This is a genomic window from Pseudopedobacter saltans DSM 12145, from assembly GCF_000190735.1.
Classification (GTDB): Bacteria; Bacteroidota; Bacteroidia; order Sphingobacteriales; family Sphingobacteriaceae; genus Pseudopedobacter; species Pseudopedobacter saltans.
Map to the genome: position 1 here is coordinate 3981013 of NC_015177.1, position 17723 is coordinate 3998735.

Here is a 17723-nt window from a genome sequence, read left to right on the forward strand (position 1 = left end):
TTATGCTGGATCAGAGCGTTGTTTTAGGGGGAGTGTTATTTTAATTAAGGTTCCCTTACCTATTTCGCTAAAAAGCTCAATATCTCCATTATGTTTTTTTACGGTATTGTATGCAATTGACATTCCTAGTCCAGTGCCTTCTCCTACATCCTTGGTTGTGAAAAACGGATCGAACACTTTCGTGATGTTGTTTTTGTCTATTCCACAACCGTTGTCTCCCATTTCTATGATCACATGGTCGTTCTCTGCTTTTACGGATATTCTTATTATTCCGTTACCATCATTTTTATGCGTCTGATTAACAGCGTATATGGCGTTTGAGATGATATTTAAGAAGACCTGATTGAGCTTTCCGGGATAACATTCTATTTGAGGGATGTTATCCTGGTAATCTTTATCTACTTTAATGTTGCTGGCATTAATAAGGTTATTCATAATTACCAGAGTAGAGTCCATACCTTCTGTAATACTAGCAAGTTTCAAATCATCTTCATCTACTCTCGAGAAGATTCGCAAGCCTTTTACTATTTCTGCAGTCCTGCTTGCACCTTCATTTATGCCCTTTAAAAGATGGTCAATTTCGATTTTAAGATAATCATAATCCAGATCTTCTTTATAATTTTCGATTGTTTTTTTCTTGTCTTCGATATTTTGGTCTGAATAAACCAATTCTTCGTAAGTGTCTATTGTATCTATAAGCATTCTTACGTCTCTTTGAAGGGGCGAAATATTTGAAGTTACGAAATTTATTGGATTATTAATTTCATGAGCTATGCCTGCCGTTAATTGACCTAAAGAAGCCATCTTTTCTGCAGCTACAAGTTGGGATTGTGTTTGTTTTAAATCTTCCAGAGTGATGGTAAGTTCCTCGTTAGCTTCTTTTAATTCTACAGTTCTTTCATTAACCCTGCGTTCCAGGATGGTGTTCTGTTCTTTAATAATTCTCTCATTTTCTTTAGCAATAGAAAGCGCCTGTGCCTGAGATTCTTCTTTTTCTTTCTTTAAAATATTAATCCTATCTGCCAAGGCTAAAGATAATAGTGCGACTTCCAGAGCAATACCAATCTGCATGGTATAGTTGGTAAATAAATTATCGGGTACTAATTCAAGATTACGAAGTGAGTACAGGATAAGCCCTAGTAAAAACATTGTCCAGGCAAATAGAAAATATCTTGCCGGGCGGAATCCCTGTCGGGCAATTTTTACAGCAGCTACGTAAATTAGGATAGCAATAGATATGGCTGCATAGTCTATCATTCGATAGCTAGCAATATCGTAACCAAAAATTCTTAATAAGATAGCAGTGCCATATAAAAAAAGGATTATGCCAAATAGCTTGTGTAATAAAGGCGTTCTTTGCTTGGTACTCAAAAAGCTGGAAACAAATAAGACAGCACAAATTCCTGCCAATCCCGGAAAAACAATCAGTGCTTTATTATATAGATGAGGGCTATTATTGAAAATAAATCGATAGGTATATCCTGATAGAGATGTTTGTGTTAGAGAAATAAATGCGGTGTATAAAACGTAATATAAATAACTCTTATCCTTAGTAGAGATAAAAAGGAATAGATTATAAAAAATCATCACAAGGACGATTCCAATCCAAATTCCCCAAATTAAATCATGAACCAGTAATTTTTCGGCAATACCTTTAGGTGTTCCTAATACTAGAGGGAGTATCATCTGTTCACTGCTATTTACCTTTAAATAGTAGGTTGAAGTGCTGTCCTTTGGTAATTTAATATCAAAAACGAAACTTTGGTGTTGGTATTTTCTCTCTGAAAACTTAAGCGTGTCACTTATTGACTGCTTATAATAGCCATTTTCTGTTCTTGTATAAAAATCACATTTATCTAAAGAAGGATAGTCGATAGCCAAAAGCAGATTTTCAGATTCGCTGTTGTTTTTTATAGAGAATTTTATCCAAAAATCCGACTTGTTTAGTTTTAAATTAGGTGTTTGGGAAGTCGACTCTTCAAAAATCATCGAAGGGGTGTCATTTATCGAAAGACTCTCTGTTTTATCTTCATAAATGTAAATATCCTTTCCAAGGATTATATTTTTACCTTCAAAATTTATAATTTCTTCAGCAAACGCACCAGAAAATTGAGTGCAAACAAATAAGGCTAAGTATATGAATTTATAGAAGTACTTCATTTAATAGCAATCTAAAGCTTTTTATATTTGGTTCTTCGGCTACAGATATTTTAACAAGGAAAACCTCTGCATCGTTATCATTAACGCCTGTTAAACTTTTAAAATCTTCTCTTAAAAGTTCCAATTCGGCGATGTTTTTTTGGTTCAATCCTTCTCCTTTTCCGTGTATCACCCTTGGGAATATATATAGCGGAGAAATTAATGGGTGAACAGCTAGCCCCAGAGTTGTAGCTTTCAGCCAAAATTGTTCTAAAGAACGGCCGCCCTCAAAAAAGTTTTCTGGAGTGTATTGCGGTAAAGTGATTAATGCAATAGCTGAAGCTGCTTTTACGCTCTTTTTGGCTATCATTTCTAAGCCTTTTCCACCATCTATATAATTGATTTCCTTTATTGTTTCAGTACTTTTAATAATACCAAGTGCCGCAAGCTGCGAATTACTCAAACCTAGAGTTTGAACGTCTATTCCATCTTTTCGGGATTCGGCTTCTTCCGGAGTCCATCTCATCTCGTGGTGGACAAAATCATAATGCCCTTCTGCGTTAAGTAAGCGAATCCTGTCGCAGGCACCTATAATTCTTGCTAATTCATTGAGCTCTTCTTCTTTTTTAAACCATTTTATTGTTGCAGATGGAATCGATTGTGCCGATTCGGTAAGTTGTCGATAGACAGATTCGGGTAATACAGGGGGAATAGAAAGATTTCTGTTTGTACATCTTCTTGAGATAGCGCTGTATAAGCCATCGATACCCAATTCCTCTTTATTTGATTTGCCGAATTTAATAGCAGCAATTAATCTTCTGTCATTGGCAATTGGTCTAAAATCGTAGCTGCAGGTCAAGCCATTTTTTAGGGCGCTTATCCGTAAATTTTCATACGCCGCCCCGAAAGTCAATAAAGAAGCGATGTTTTGATAATCTCCGAATGAGAAAGACCTGTATTCGTCATGAAATAGGAAAAGAACACTATTTTTATATAGCCATTTCCATGGTTGATCATTTCCCGTTGAGGGTGCGAGGCAGGCATCTTCAACTAATTTGTTAATCAGTGAATCATCTACTATTAAGTTACTACTCTCAAATTTATAGTTCGAAAGGATATGCAGGGCTTCCGTTTTTGTTAATGGAGTAAAAGGGTTTTTTCTTACTAAAGGTGTTGCTTCCTTCTCTTTTTTGTTTTTAACCAGCGATTCCAGATCTATATAATATCTTCCTGAGTCTGTAAAGGAGCCCAATAACATTCTTCTCGAAATGTCTGTGGTAACAGCTCCCCCCAATACTACGGATGACGCGAGCTGAGGCCAGGTGTTAATAGTCTGTTCCACTTCTACCATAGAAGCTTTTAGTCTGTTGGAAATAGTTTCTGCACCAACAATCCTCAAAATGAAAGGAACTTTATCTTCATTACTCAGGTTTTTTATGGTAGAAGGATTTAACCCTTCGGCTAAACCATGTAAAATTGGTAAAGAGGGATTCAAATCAAAGCGTTCCACGTCCAGCATACCCCGATCATTGGTTTCCATGATAACAGGTATTCCTAATTCTCGGGCTTTAAATCTGCTCTCTATTTTGATATCCAATCCATCACATACTTCAACTAATAAATCCAGTTTCCCTCCATCCAGAAAGAAATCATTAAAGTTTTCGTTTTTAAGACCATCGTTAAAAATTTCAACATTTAAAAAAGGATCAATTTCGGCTATTTCTCTGGCAGCAATAATTGTTTTATTCAGGCCAAGGTTATGAACCCCGGTTCTTATACGGTTTAGATTGGATAATTCTGCTGTGTCAAAATCCGCGAGTTTTAAACTTCCGCAAATACGTTCCATAGCAATGGTCAACGCAATAGATTGTCCAACAGAAAGCCCTATGATACCGATTTTCTTTTTTTCTAAGATATCCTGTTCTTCGGAAGTAATTTTATATTTATTCCGGTTTGTTCTAACAGTAACGAATTCTTCCTTGTCGAGAAGATGAACCAGATAATTGTTCCAGGGATAGAATACCCAAACTCCATATTTTTCTATAGGGTTTCCATTTAGATGCTTTGCTATTAGTTCAGAATAATCCTGCTCGGTTAGTTTTATAGAAGGGTTTTGAATTTTGATCAGTTCTTTCAACTGGCTATAAATTTCGTCCCTTACAAATGACACAGGTTTATCTCGTAGCAAATTCTGCAGCTCTTTTTCATCCGAAGTATTATTTGGATAATAAAAACGGGGTTTGTATATATTGTCCAAAGAGTTTTCTTTGTTTAAGCTTTTCATATATGTTTTTTATCAAAGTTTAGCTATGCTCTCCTGATAGTTTATTTTTGCATTTGATATCGTTTTCGCCAAATCCCAGTTCTCCAAATTGGGGATCCTGATCTTATAATCAATTTCGATTTCTTTATTTCTTAGAACTTCCATTCTTAGAATATCCAGATTCTCTCTGATTTTTAGTATAGCTTCCTTGTCTTCAGAATGAGCTTTGCTTAGTGTGGGTACATCTTTCAGTACCATTGTTGTTGCTATAAGGTCTAATTTTGGATAATAAAAAGTTCCTTGATTACCCACATTTGGTTCAAGTTCCATACCTACCGCTTCTCCGGGCTTTATGGTATAAGGAGCACATAAAGCAAATAAAGATTGTATGCCTATTTGGTGAGAAATAGCGGCGGCAGTCCTTATTAAAAAGATACTACCTATACCGTGACCGGCTATTTCCCGAGAATTCCATAATCCACAGAGTTCACCAGTTCCATGTTGAGCATATTGCCAGATCAGGCCAAATATTTTAGGATCTAAAGCACAGGTCGCTTCTTCTATGGGTAAAGGCTGGTTACCGCCGGCAACGTGAACGCGGGCGCCACCGTAAACTCTTTCTCCATCCATTGATTCGACAACCATCACAAACGCGGCCGGATTATACATCCAGTCATGTTTAGAGGAAGTTACCTTTGTAATACCTATATTGCTGAGTACCTGAGTATGTCCTTCAATGAATTTCTCACATGTGTCAGGGTCGTCTATAGCTCTGAAAGCTCTAAGTCTTACAGCAGGTCTATCTTTATTTAAGCTAGATTCCATTGCGATTAGGTGTGTTGTCGTTTTAGAGGATGAATATAGCAAAATTGGCTAAGTTGATTAATATGTTTTAAAAATAACTTTTTCCATCCTGTACTATCCCGGCATCGATGCCGGCAACGATTGCGTGTTTTTTTTTAGATATATCTTTCGTTTTTGTACAAAAACTAGCTACAATTGCTAAAACCAATTGATTTAATCTGTATTCATAATAATGGTAAGAGTTAGAGAAAAGATAGCGCTCTGAAAGTGTTACGATTAAAATCAACAGCTAAATTAATAAACAGTTATGATGAAAAAAGTTTTACTCTTATTGACTTTAACGGTGATGTCTATAAGTGTGCTATTTGCTCAGAACCGGCAAATTACAGGGACAGTAAAAGACGATACCGGTGAACCTTTACCGGGAGTAGGGGTCTCTGTAAAAGGAACTACAACAGGTACTCAAACAAATGTTGATGGTAAGTTTTCTTTGAGTATTCCTGCTAATGCAAGTACCTTGGTTTTTAGATACATTGGATTTAAAGCAAAGGAAATTGAAGTAGGAACTCAAACAACTTTTAATGTGGTATTGGAACAGGAGGCTACCATGTTGAATGAGGTGGTGGCTATTGGATATGGTACGGTTAAGAAGGGTGACTTAACGGGATCTGTAGGAATTGTTAAAGGAGAGGAGCTGACGCAGCGACCGGTTACCAATGTGGCAGAAGCATTGACAGGTAAGGTAGCTGGTTTGCAGATAGTTACAACTGAAGGTTCTCCTGATGCAGATATTAAGGTTAGACTCCGTGGAGGAGGATCTATTTCTCAGGATAATTCACCCCTTTATATTGTAGATGGTTTCCCTGTTAACGATATTAGTAATATTGCTTCTTCAGATATTGAATCGATAACTTTTTTAAAAGACGCTGCCTCGACAGCAATTTATGGTTCCAGGGCAGCAAATGGAGTTCTGGTAATTACGACAAAGGAAGGAAAGGCAGGGAAGGTAAATGTGACGGCGAATGTTTATGCCGGCTTTAGAAATATTACTAAACAATTAGAGGTGTTAAATCCATATGAATATGTTCGTTATCAGTATGAAATCGACCAAGGTAATACTTTCAAAAACTACTATGGTAGCTTTGAAGATTTAGAAATATATAAATCTGTAAAAGGAAGCAATTGGCAAGAAGAAATTTTCGGAGGAACAGCCAGTCAACAATACTATAATGTAGGAATTAACGGAGGATCGAAAGAATCTAGATATAATTTGGGGCTTACCCGGAATAAAGAGGAAAGTATAATGTTAGGCTCAGGGTTTGAAAGAAATAATCTAAACTTCAAACTAAATTCTGAGTTATCTAAAAAGGTAAACATTGATTTTAATACGAGACTTGCATATACAATTATCGATGGTGCGGGAGTTAATCAAGGTTCCGGATCGGTAACAAGACTTAGAAATTCAGTCAAATATGCACCGACAAAAGGTCTTAGAGGCTTTGATCAATCAAGTTTAGATGATGATGATTTGGTTGATGCCGAAACTGCAAGTTTACTTTACAATCCAGTAGAATCAGTGTTAGACGATTACAAAAAACAATATCGTTTTTCAAATAATTTGAACCTCGGACTTAATTGGAAAATTACAAAAGAACTTAAATTTAGATCCGAGGGAGGTTATGAGTTTAAAAATGACAGAACAGACAATGTTTGGGGGACCGCTACCCCTGACGCTAAAAATTATGGAGGACAACCAATTAGTAGAGTAACTAATTTGAAAGGTTATTCTTATAGATTTTCAAATTACTTTACTTATGACAAGGTGTTTAATAAAATACATAGTTTGAATGTCGTTGTTGGTCAAGAAACGCTTTCATCTGGTTATAAGACAGTAACCAACGAATCTAGATTTTATCCCTTAGGTATGAAAACTGGTGAGATATTAGCAAATGCTAATTTTGGAACCCCAATACCAACCAGAACATATATTTCTCAAGATGATAGATTGAGCTCGTATTTCGGAAGAGCGAATTACACTCTTAAAGATAAATACCTGTTCACTGTAACAATGAGAGCGGATGGTTCCAGTAAGTTTGCAGAGGGTAACCAGTGGGGATATTTTCCTTCTGCCGCTTTCGGTTGGAAGATTTCAGAAGAGGATTTTTTAAAGGATCAATCAGATTGGTTAGAGCAATTGAAGTTAAGAGTTAGTTACGGTAGTACCGGAAATAATCGGATACCGAGTAATGCTTGGCAATTAAGTTACTCTACTGATAATGAAAATAAGCCATATTATCCAGGAGAGGTTGAAGCACCTAATTTTATTCCGGGATCTTACTTGTACAATCCAAAATTAAAATGGGAAACAACAATAAATAGAAATATTGGAGTTGATTATAGTTTATTTAAAGGTAGGATTAATGGAGCTGTAGACGTATATTGGAATACAACTAATGATTTATTAGTTCAGGCTCCTATTGCTCAAAGTTCGGGATACTCAACTCAGTATCAAAACTATGGCAGTACTTCCAATAAGGGGGTTGAGTTAACTATCGATGGATACATTGTTAATAATAAAGATTTTAAACTATCTGCTGCGTTTAATATTGGATTTAATAGGAACAATGTAGATCAATTTAGAAATGGCGATGTAAATTATAAAGCCTTTACCTCTGGTTGGAATGGAACAGCTCAGCCTTTAGAAGACTTTTTGGTAAGAGAAGGAAATCCTGTGGGACAGATGTATGGATATGTAACAGAAGGAATGTATTCATTTGATGATTTCACTTTCGATACTGCATCAAAAATCTGGAAGTTAAATACAGGTGTTCCGGATAACTCGTCTTTAACTTCTGCAGCTTATTTCGGTCCAGGCGCACTTAAGTTTAAAGATATTAGTGGGCCTAATGGAGTTCCTGACGGAAAAATAGACCAATATGACAAAGCGGTTATAGGAAATGCTAATCCTAAGCACGTAGGCGGATTAACGCTAAATGCTGAGTACAAGGGATTTGATTTACAAGCGGCTTTTAACTGGACGTTTGGCAACAATATATATAACGCAAACAAAATAGACTTTACGAATTTTCTGTTATCAAGAAAATATCAGAATCTAATTGCAGATATGAGTCTTGAAAATCGCTTTACGATTATAGATCCAATTACAGGGTACAATGTTGCGACGGGTAATAACGCAAACCCGCAACGTTTGGCAGAAATTAATCAGAATGCTTCTATATGGAGTCCTCTGATGACGGTAACTCCTCTTCACTCATGGGCGATAGAAGATGGATCATTTTTAAGGCTAAATACATTGACTTTGGGATATACGCTACCAAAAAATGTAGTTAAAAAAATGGGAATCGGAAAGTTAAGGGCGTATGTTACTGCTTATAATGTGTTTGTTATTACAAATTATTCAGGATATGACCCTGAGGTAGACACCAGAAGAAACCCTCCAGTAACCCCTGGCGTTGATTATTCAGCGTATCCGAAGAGCCGTTCGTTTGTTGGTGGATTAAATGTTTCATTCTAATTGAATTGTTATGAAAAATAAGATATTAATTATAGCTGCTTTAGCAAGTATGGGATTGGCCTCATGTAAAGATTATCTTTTAACTAGCTCCCCATCCGAATTTACTTCTGATTTAGTTTTTACGTCGCCTACGTATACGGAATATGCGCTAATGGGGACTTATGCTTTATTGACACAAGATCAGCTTTATTCGGCGAGACTACCGTTAAACTATGCTACAAATACAGATATTGAAATAGCAGGAGCTGACGCTACTTCTTATAAAGATAATGGTGTGAGAGGTCTTTCTAATTATGTTGGAAATTCAAGTAATACAAATATTGCTAGGGAATGGTCCCAGATGTATAAGTTAATAGAGAGAGCCAACTTATGTATACAAGGAATAAAAACCAGCCCTGCAATGGTTACTTCTGATTCTACAATTATGAAAGGGTACCTAGGGGAGGCGTTAACCTTAAGAGCTTTAGTGTATAGTGAAATTGTCAAAAATTGGGGAGATGTTCCTTTTAAAACTGAACCTACTAAATATGATTTATCTAATGCTTATGATGTACCAACAGATCGAGATACAATTTATTCTCGTTTAATCGAAGATTTACAGCTTGCTGAAACTTATGTCCCATGGATTCACTCGGGAGGTTATAATACTGCTGAGCGGGTTACAAAAGGCTTTGTAAAAGGACTAATTGCTAGGTTGGCATTGTATAGAGGAGGATATTCTATAAGAAATAAGCCCGGATTTCCAACGGAGAGAGGAAGTAATTGGGAATATTATTACGAATTGGCTAGGCAAAAGACCTCGGAGATAATGAGCTCAGGAATTCACAAATTAAACGCTAATTACATAGATATTTGGAAAAAACTTTGCCTGCTTCAGCCCGATGCAACGTTTAATGAGAATTTATTTGAAGTTGCAAATGGATTAGGAAGAAGTGGCGAGATGGGATATTCTATTGGTGTTAGATTTTATACTAATTCAAAGTATGGCTATGGAAACAATGCTAATGTAGTAAGTACCACACCAGTTTATTTTTACTCTTTCGACCGGAGTGATATAAGACGGGACATTACAGTAGCGTATTATACATATAGCAATAGTAGCGGTGAAATTAAAGAATTTTTCCAAAGCAATCCTTTTTCGTACTCTATTGGAAAATGGGATCAGAGATATATGAGTACTGAATTTGTTTCTAGAAATAAAGCGGCAAATGGAAAAATCGGTTATGGTATTAATTGGGTAGTAATGAGATATGCAGATGTTTTGTTGATGTTTGCAGAGGCAGATAATGCCCTGAGGAGAGGACCTAGTCCCGATGCTAAAAATGCCTTGATACAGGTCAGAAGTAGAGCTTTTGATGTGGCTGATAGATCAGCAAAAGTGGATGCTTATGTGAACGCTTTAAATGATGAAACATCTTTTTTCAATGCTTTAGTTAATGAACGCGCATGGGAATTCGGAGGAGAAGGGATAAGAAAGTATGATTTAATTAGATGGAATCTGTTGTCTTCGAAAATAGAAGAGCAAAGGGTCAATTTCAAGAAGATGTTGGATAAGGCAGCTCCATATGACAATTTACCGGCTTATATATTTTATAAATATGATGCAACTGGAGAAATCATCGATAAAAAAGATATAAATTTTTATACCGATAAAGGATCCGCTAATATAACAGGCTATACTAGAGTTAACTGGTTGTCAGGTTTATCAGATGCAAATAAAACAGACTACAAAAATCGAATAGATCTTTTTAGTAGTGGATTAAATGCCACTACGCCTAACAGACATCTATATCCAATTGCGGGGTCCGTGATAAGCGAATCTAGGGGCTCTTTAACAAACTCTTATGGCTTCCAATAATCAACTTTATTTTTAAATAATATGAAAATAAATAAAAGAATTTTCGGTATCATTTTAATAATGGGTACTGTTATATCACTTCTTCCTTCGTGTGAAAAATTTAACGATTGGGAAGTAGACGATAGTTATAATAGGTTGTTTAGACCATCTACATTGACTGCTGATGTAGTCGGAGTAACTACAACTTTAAAGTGGAAAGGTATGCCTAAAACGAATTCATATGTTATAGAGCTAAGCAAAGATAGTTTAAAGTTTAACAGTATCATTTCTACATATGAAACAAAAGGGACTAAAACGGGTAACGATCTTTCTTTTGAGATACCAGGACTATTAGATCCCAATACGCAGTATTCTGCCAGAATAAAAGGAGTGGATAAAACAGGAACAACCTCTGATTCAGAATGGATATCTGTTGCTTTTAAAACAAAAACCGAGCAAATATTAAATGTTGTAATGGCATCAGACCTTACAACAACCACTGCTGTGCTAAAATGGGAAGTTTCTCCTTATGTAACACATTTCATGATCGGTAGTAATAAATACAATATTTCAGAACAAGAGAAGTCAGAAGGTAAAAAAATTATCTCGGGATTAACACCTGAAACAAAATATACAGCAACAATTTATAATGATTTGATTGCTAGAGGTTCGAGAGAATTTACTACTCTTGCAGTTTTACCAGAAGGGCCAAATGTTATCCAGGTACAGTCTGGAGATGATTTTGCTACAATGTTGGCCAACGCGATTGACGGTACTACATTTGTATTATTTAGAAATACAGTATATAAAGCTTCTGATGCTATTAACATTCCAGATAATATAAGTATTACTATATGGGGACAAGGAGGAGGAAATAAGCCGGTATTAGCTTTCAATGGGATTAACTTAGTTAGAGCGAAAACAATTAAATTCGAAAATATTGATATTACAGGTTATCAGGATAATGACAATACCAAACCAAAACGCAATTATATATTCAATTTAGGAAATGGGAACGGAGGAACAGTAAATGAACTGAATTTTGAAAATTGCATTATCAGGAACTTTGTGAATACTGCACTTAGAATACAAAATAGCACTACTGTATCTATCGATAGATTAATTGTTAACAATTGTATTGTAACTGATGTTGGAAATAATGGTAGTAACGGTACGTATGCATTTATACATGTAAATGCAAATGCAAACGCACAAAGTAAGATTAGCAATATTACAATCGCTAATAGTACATTTAGCGGCATAGGATATGGGCTTATTTTACACAATACAAGTGCCTCTTCAAGTTTAACCGTAGAGAATAATACATTTTATAATACGACAGGGGACGGAAGATACTTTATTGATTATAATACGTTTTCAGCCGGAACAATCTCTATTAAGAATAACATTTTAGCTAAATCTTTATCTCTAGCTGAAACGGCGAGAGGTATTAGGATTTCGGGTGGTTTTACCGCTGTTAACACTTATAAGACAAATGATCTGAAATTTGTTTCAAATGCAACAGGATTTTTAGATTATGACGGAAGTGCTAGTCAACTGTTTGTAGACCCTTCTACTGGAAACTTCAGAATAAAAGATAATGGCTTTGCAGGGAAATCTACTTCAGGCGACCCTAGATGGAGAATTAATTAAGTTATTAGAAAACGAAGCATAATAAGTTATGCTTCGTTTTACTTCATATCAATACAGTTTGAAAGATGAGTATAAAGATAAAAGAGATTTTTGCCATTTTAACGATAACTTTTATTTCTTTGAGTTTCGGATGCAAAAAGACAACGGAGAAGTACGAAGCGGGAGAATATAAAGGACCAGATAACTCAAATCCCCCAAAACCAATTGAAGAAACAGCTTATGCCTTCCCGGGTGCCGAAGGTTGGGGGAAGAATACAACCGGTGGGCGTGGCGGAAAAGTTATTAAAGTAACCAACCTTAATGATTCCGGAGCCGGGAGTTTAAGAGTAGCTATTGATGCAACAGGAAAAAGGATAATTGTATTTGAGATTTCTGGAAACATTAAGTTAAAGAGCAGATTGAATATAAAGAATGGTGACTTAACCATAGCGGGGCAAACAGCGCCTGGAGATGGAATTTGTATTCAGGACTATGATGTTAGTATTGCTGCAAATAATGTCATTATCCGATATATGCGTTTCAGATTGGGAGATACCAATGTTGCAACCATAGAAAGTGATGCAATAGGAGGTAGAGATTTGGAGAATATAATGATAGACCATTGCTCTATGAGCTGGTCTATAGATGAGGCTGCTTCTTTTTACCATAATAAGAACTTCACTATGCAGTGGTGTATTATCTCGGAAAGTATGACTAATTCGGGACACTCAAAAGGGGCGCATGGTTATGGAGGAATCTGGGGAGGGAGTCCCGCAACTTTTCATCACAATCTGTTGGCTCACCATACCAGTAGAAATCCAAGGTTTGACGGAGGAAAAAGATATAGCAAAGGAAGTGGGACAGGCATAGGTAAATTTGGAATTGATAAGGTCGATTACAGAAACAATGTAATCTATAACTGGAGTGGAAACAGTGCGTATGGCGGTGAAAACGGGGAATATAATATTGTAAACAATTATTATAAAGCTGGCCCAGCGACACCGTCAAAAATAAATAGACGTATTATGCAGGTTTCTAAGGATGATCCAACTGGAGCAGCAAATCCTGGTGATTTTGCTCCGGGTTATGGAACATTTTACGTTGCAGGTAATTATGTTGATGGAAACACAACCATAAGTAATGACAATTGGAATGGAGGAATGGATTTCGATTCGGGGATAACAAAGGAAATGGCACAAAAAGTTACTCCTTTCCCTTCGGAGCAACTTTCTAATCACACGGCAGTGCAGGCATATAATGCGGTGTTGCTTTATAGTGGCGCAAGTTATAAGAGAGATGCCGTAGATACCAGGATTTGTAAAGAAGTAAAAGATAAAACAGCAACTTACACTGGAAGTGTGTCAAAATTACCTGGTATTATAGATACACAAAAAGATGTAGAAGGTTGGCCGGTACTAAACTCATTACCAGCACCAAAAGATACAGATGGCGATGGAATGCCAGATGATTGGGAGATAGCAAATAAACTCGACCCCAACAAGGCAAATGCCAATGGCCGCGACTTAAGTACGGCATACGACAATATCGAAGTCTATATGAATAGTCTGGTCAGAGAAATCACAGAAAAACAAATCCAATAATAAACCAACCTTATGCATAAGCCTATTTTAGGCTTATGTTGTTTATATTGATATATCTATGAAATTAGTTAGAGGAGTACTTTTCATTACCATATCTTTAGTTGCTCAACTTTCAAATGCGCAAACTATTGCTTTTCCGGGAGCAGAGGGTTTTGGTAAATTTACCTCAGGGGGCCGGGGCGGTAAAGTTTACGTGGTAAACAATTTAAACGATGCTGGTCCGGGAAGTCTCAGAGAAGCTGTAGAAGCTAAACATCCAAGAACGGTGGTGTTTAATGTGTCGGGGACAATACATTTGAACTCTAAATTGGAGATTTCTAAAAATGTAACGATAGCGGGGCAATCTGCGCCGGGAGATGGCATTTGTATAGCAGATTATCCGGTTAGCTTGGCGGGAGATAATATCATTCTGCGTTATATCAGAATAAGAATGGGCGATCGGTATCAAAATAAGGGAATGGTAGACGGGGCAGGATCAGATGATGCTCTTGGAGGTTCTAAAAGAAAAAATATTATTATAGATCATTGTAGTGTAAGTTGGAGTACGGATGAAGTAATGTCGATATATAAAGGAGATAGTACTACGCTTCAGTGGAATTTGATTGCAGAGCCTTTAAATTATTCTTACCATTTTGAAACCGGAGATAAAGACTTTGAAAGACACGGTTACGGTGGCATATGGGGAGGTAGTGCATTTTCGGCGCATCACAACCTTTTTGTCCATTGCATGAGCAGGACACCAAGATTTAATGGCGCCAGATTGGGCGCTTCTGATGAGTTTGCTGATTTCAGGAATAATGTGATCTATAACTGGGGACATAATAATGTTTATGGGGGAGAAGGTGGCTTTTATAATATAGTTGATAATTATTATAAGCCCGGGCCAAGTACATTGAAAAATGTGAGATCGAGGATTTTGAATCCTACAAAACCGGGAAATAATAAACCTTATGGTAAATTCTACGTTGCTGGAAATTTTGTAGAGGGCGACGCCGAAGTTACCAAGAACAATTTATTGGGTGTACATCTTGATAAAAGTGCCAGCGCCAACGATAAAGATACTGTTTTGGTTAACTCTCCGTTTAAAACAATAGACCTGCCAAAAATCCCGGCAAAAGAAGCTTATGAAAATGTAATAAAATATGTTGGAGCTAGTTTTTCAAGAGATACACTGGACCAAAGATTAATAGAAGATGTAGTAAAAGGAAGAGGAAAAGCTATTGATGTGCAGGGCGGATATCCACATGGAACAGCTTATGAAATATCCAAAAATGCCTGGCCTTCATTCAGAAAATACACCCTCCATATCGATTCTGATAACGACGGTATCCCGGATAGTTGGGAGAAAGCAAATGGTTTAAATCCAAATGATCCGTCTGATGCCATTAAGTTTGACAAAAAAGGATCTGGATATACTAATATAGAGATATACTTAAATAGTTTAGTTGATGAAAAGAATAAGCGCAAATAGATCGGTTTTATTGCTGTTGGCATTGGTTTTAATGTCATTTAATACAGCACAGAAAAAGATAAAGATATATTTGGTGGGTGATTCCACCATGGCCCAGAAAGCAAAAAATAAATACCCGGAAACCGGTTGGGGAGTCCCTTTTACCTGGTTTTTTAATCAAAATGCAGAAGTGGACAATAGGGCGCAAAACGGAAGAAGTACGCAGTCTTTTATAAATGAAGGCAGATGGAAGGCCATCTTAGATTCATTGAAAGCTGATGATTATGTTTTGGTTCAATTTGGGCATAATGACGAAGTACCTACAAAAAAATCAGCAACTACCCCTTCTCAGTTTCAGGAAAACTTAAAGAGATATGTAAACGAAACAAGAGCGAAGAAAGCAAATCCTGTCTTAATAACACCGGTAGCCCGTAGAAAATTTGATGGCGGTAAAGTAGTTGACACGCATAAAGAATATGCGGAGTTGGTAAGAAATGTAGCCAGGGAACTGAATGTACCATTGATAGACCTGAATGAGAGAAGCCTATCGCTTCTTCAGAATTTTGGAGAGGATAAATCTAAATTGCTTTTTCTGCAATTAGCCGAAAGACAAAATCCAAACTATCCGAAAGGAGTAGAAGATAATACTCATTTTAGTGAATTAGGGGCCCGTTATATGGCAGAATTGGTTGTACAGGAATTAAAGGGAATTAAATCGCCGCTTACGAGTTATATTGTAGGGAATTAGTTCATTCGTCTTTAGATTTAGTATCAGGTATTTAGTAACCTGAGATTCGATTAATATTTCATTGTTTTTGAGTGATTTGGACATTGTTTCATGTTTAGTTCCGAAGTACCCGCCTGCAGGACGGGCAGGAATTCGGAAGACGCCCCTATTTTTGTCATTGGTAGGGACGAAGCAATCTCTTTATCGGTATTTTAATGCATGTTTGCACCAGTGATTCCGATAGAAGAGCTTTTGATAGAGATCCCTCCACGATGGTCGGGATGACAGGGAAAAGGAAGGAGCAGGAGGTCATCTTGAGCGAGCTTGCGAGTCGAAAGATCTGTTTCAAAAGCCTTACTGTCAGAATCACTGATTTAAAAGATTGAAAGATTACACTGATACAAGTGCACTATACTTATCAAATCCGTGAAATCCAATAATCCTGTATAATCCGTGATTCAGATAAATAGAAGGTAGTTCATCATTTAACCAGTTAAAGTTGGAAATCCCATCACGGTGGTAAGGATGATAGAGGAAAGGAAACCAGAGCAATGAATAATAAGGAGAAATGATTGGGATAATGCAATTATATACTGCATTCTTGTAAAGAAGATACTATATAAATAAGATGTATAAAATTAAGACACTTGGACTGTTACTTGTATTAATTTGTAATGTAAGCCAACTATTTGCAAACAACTACGATTTTATAGTTGATGGGCAAGGGGAGGGAGACTTTAAGACCGTACAGGAAGCCATTAATGCAGTACCCGATTTTCGGAAAAACCCAACCCTTATCTTTATTAAGAACGGCATATACAAAGAAAAGCTAATATTGCCCGGTTCTAAAAAGAATGTGAAGCTTGTAGGCGAAAGTGCAGAGCATACAGTCCTCACCTATGACGATTACGCATCTAAGAAGAATAGGTTTGGAGAAGAAATGGGAACATCCGGTTCTTCTTCCTTTTACATTTACGGCGATGGTTTTGTCGCAGAAAATATTACTTTCCAAAATTCTTCAGGCCCTGTAGGGCAGGCAGTGGCCGTACAAATTATAGGAGACCAGATTTATTTTAAAAATTGTAGGTTTCTGGGCTTTCAGGATACGTTATACACCTTTGGTAGGGGAAGCAGACAATTATTTGATAAATGTTATATAGAAGGAACAACCGATTTTATTTTCGGATCTTCTACTGTATTTTTTAGGGAATGTGAAATATTTTGTAAAAAAGGAGGTTCGTTTATCACTGCCGCATCCACTCCCGATACCGTAAAATACGGTTATGTATTTAAAGATTGCAAAATTACAGGGGAAGAAGGGGCATCCTACTATTTGGGAAGACCCTGGAGACCTTACGCAAAAACGGTTTTTATCAATTGCGAATTAGGAAAACATATAAAGCCTGCTGGTTGGGATTTCTGGGGAAAAGAGTCTAACAAACAAACTGCTTTTTACGCAGAATATAAAAATAAGGGCGAGGGATTCAAACCTAAAGAAAGAGTAAATTGGTCGCATCAGTTAAGTAACCAAGAAGCAAAGCATTATAATATATCTGAAGTTTTGGGAGATTGGGTTGCTTTTGCTGGGAAATAGTTCATTAATCAATAGTTTTCCAAAGGGATGTTCTGTGGATGCCTTTGGTACTTTCGTTATATTGGTTCATTAGTTTGTTAGTCGTCAGTCTTTTATCTTTGTTCTTTAATCCTTAATCAGTTCATTCGTCTTTGTTCTTTA

The 17723-nt window shown here is 36.6% G+C and carries 10 protein-coding genes; 7 read left to right on the top strand and 3 right to left on the bottom strand.

Annotated elements, in window-relative coordinates; all coding sequences use genetic code 11:
• Genes PEDSA_RS16840 through PEDSA_RS16850 form a run of 3 tightly spaced genes read right to left on the bottom strand, consistent with a single transcriptional unit; the run spans position 1 to position 5227 of the window.
• Positions 1-2160, bottom strand: coding sequence for a sensor histidine kinase (locus PEDSA_RS16840; RefSeq protein WP_013634367.1), 2160 nt, complete (start codon positions 2158-2160; stop codon positions 1-3).
• On the bottom strand, positions 2144-4423 hold the full coding sequence (locus PEDSA_RS16845) for an Rv1355c family protein (RefSeq protein ID WP_013634368.1): 2280 nt from the start codon (positions 4421-4423) through the stop codon (positions 2144-2146). The genes PEDSA_RS16840 and PEDSA_RS16845 overlap by 17 nt, the downstream gene beginning before the upstream one ends.
• A 12-nt stretch (positions 4424-4435) precedes the next feature.
• Positions 4436-5227, bottom strand: a complete 792-nt coding sequence (locus PEDSA_RS16850; protein WP_013634369.1) for a hypothetical protein — start codon at positions 5225-5227, stop codon at positions 4436-4438.
• 286 nt (positions 5228-5513) lie between these two features.
• On the opposite strand from PEDSA_RS16850, the gene PEDSA_RS16860 reads away from it, so the two are divergent.
• The 7 genes from PEDSA_RS16860 to PEDSA_RS16890 all read left to right on the top strand — a co-directional run bounded on the left by PEDSA_RS16860 (position 5514) and on the right by PEDSA_RS16890 (position 17582).
• Entirely contained in the window at positions 5514-8741 is a 3228-nt protein-coding gene (locus tag PEDSA_RS16860; RefSeq protein ID WP_218916220.1) for a SusC/RagA family TonB-linked outer membrane protein, read from the top strand.
• 10 nt (positions 8742-8751) lie between these two features.
• The gene (locus PEDSA_RS16865) at positions 8752-10599 is read left to right on the top strand and encodes a RagB/SusD family nutrient uptake outer membrane protein (RefSeq protein WP_013634371.1); all 1848 of its coding nucleotides are present in this window, start codon (positions 8752-8754) and stop codon (positions 10597-10599) included.
• 21 nt (positions 10600-10620) lie between these two features.
• Positions 10621-12231 carry a DUF5123 domain-containing protein gene (locus PEDSA_RS16870; RefSeq protein WP_013634372.1) on the top strand — a complete coding sequence of 537 codons (1611 nt, stop codon included), beginning with the start codon at positions 10621-10623 and terminating at the stop codon, positions 12229-12231.
• A 65-nt stretch (positions 12232-12296) separates the two neighbouring features.
• Positions 12297-13811 (top strand): pectate lyase, encoded by a 1515-nt coding sequence (locus tag PEDSA_RS16875; RefSeq protein WP_013634373.1) that lies wholly within the window; start codon positions 12297-12299, stop codon positions 13809-13811.
• Between the two features lie 58 nt (positions 13812-13869).
• Complete coding sequence (locus PEDSA_RS16880) at positions 13870-15282, top strand: hypothetical protein (RefSeq protein WP_013634374.1); 1413 nt, start codon at positions 13870-13872, stop codon at positions 15280-15282.
• A complete protein-coding gene (locus PEDSA_RS16885; RefSeq protein ID WP_013634375.1) occupies positions 15260-16009 on the top strand; it encodes a rhamnogalacturonan acetylesterase in 750 nt (249 codons plus the stop codon). The genes PEDSA_RS16880 and PEDSA_RS16885 overlap by 23 nt, the downstream gene beginning before the upstream one ends.
• Before the next feature lie 607 nt (positions 16010-16616).
• Complete coding sequence (locus PEDSA_RS16890; protein ID WP_013634376.1) at positions 16617-17582, top strand: pectinesterase family protein; 966 nt, start codon at positions 16617-16619, stop codon at positions 17580-17582.
• Positions 17583-17723 lie beyond the last annotated feature (141 nt).

What these genes read in the sequence shown, in the direction of transcription:
- PEDSA_RS16840 (WP_013634367.1), bottom strand. Translation starts at nt 2,160, where the DNA reads ATGAAGTACTTCTATAAATTCATATACTTAGCCTTATTTGTTTGCACT.
- PEDSA_RS16845 (WP_013634368.1), bottom strand. Translation starts at nt 4,423, where the DNA reads ATGAAAAGCTTAAACAAAGAAAACTCTTTGGACAATATATACAAACCC.
- PEDSA_RS16850 (WP_013634369.1), bottom strand. Translation starts at nt 5,227, where the DNA reads ATGGAATCTAGCTTAAATAAAGATAGACCTGCTGTAAGACTTAGAGCT.
- PEDSA_RS16860 (WP_218916220.1), top strand. Translation starts at nt 5,514, where the DNA reads ATGATGAAAAAAGTTTTACTCTTATTGACTTTAACGGTGATGTCTATA.
- PEDSA_RS16865 (WP_013634371.1), top strand. Translation starts at nt 8,752, where the DNA reads ATGAAAAATAAGATATTAATTATAGCTGCTTTAGCAAGTATGGGATTG.
- PEDSA_RS16870 (WP_013634372.1), top strand. Translation starts at nt 10,621, where the DNA reads ATGAAAATAAATAAAAGAATTTTCGGTATCATTTTAATAATGGGTACT.
- PEDSA_RS16875 (WP_013634373.1), top strand. Translation starts at nt 12,297, where the DNA reads ATGAGTATAAAGATAAAAGAGATTTTTGCCATTTTAACGATAACTTTT.
- PEDSA_RS16880 (WP_013634374.1), top strand. Translation starts at nt 13,870, where the DNA reads ATGAAATTAGTTAGAGGAGTACTTTTCATTACCATATCTTTAGTTGCT.
- PEDSA_RS16885 (WP_013634375.1), top strand. Translation starts at nt 15,260, where the DNA reads ATGAAAAGAATAAGCGCAAATAGATCGGTTTTATTGCTGTTGGCATTG.
- PEDSA_RS16890 (WP_013634376.1), top strand. Translation starts at nt 16,617, where the DNA reads ATGTATAAAATTAAGACACTTGGACTGTTACTTGTATTAATTTGTAAT.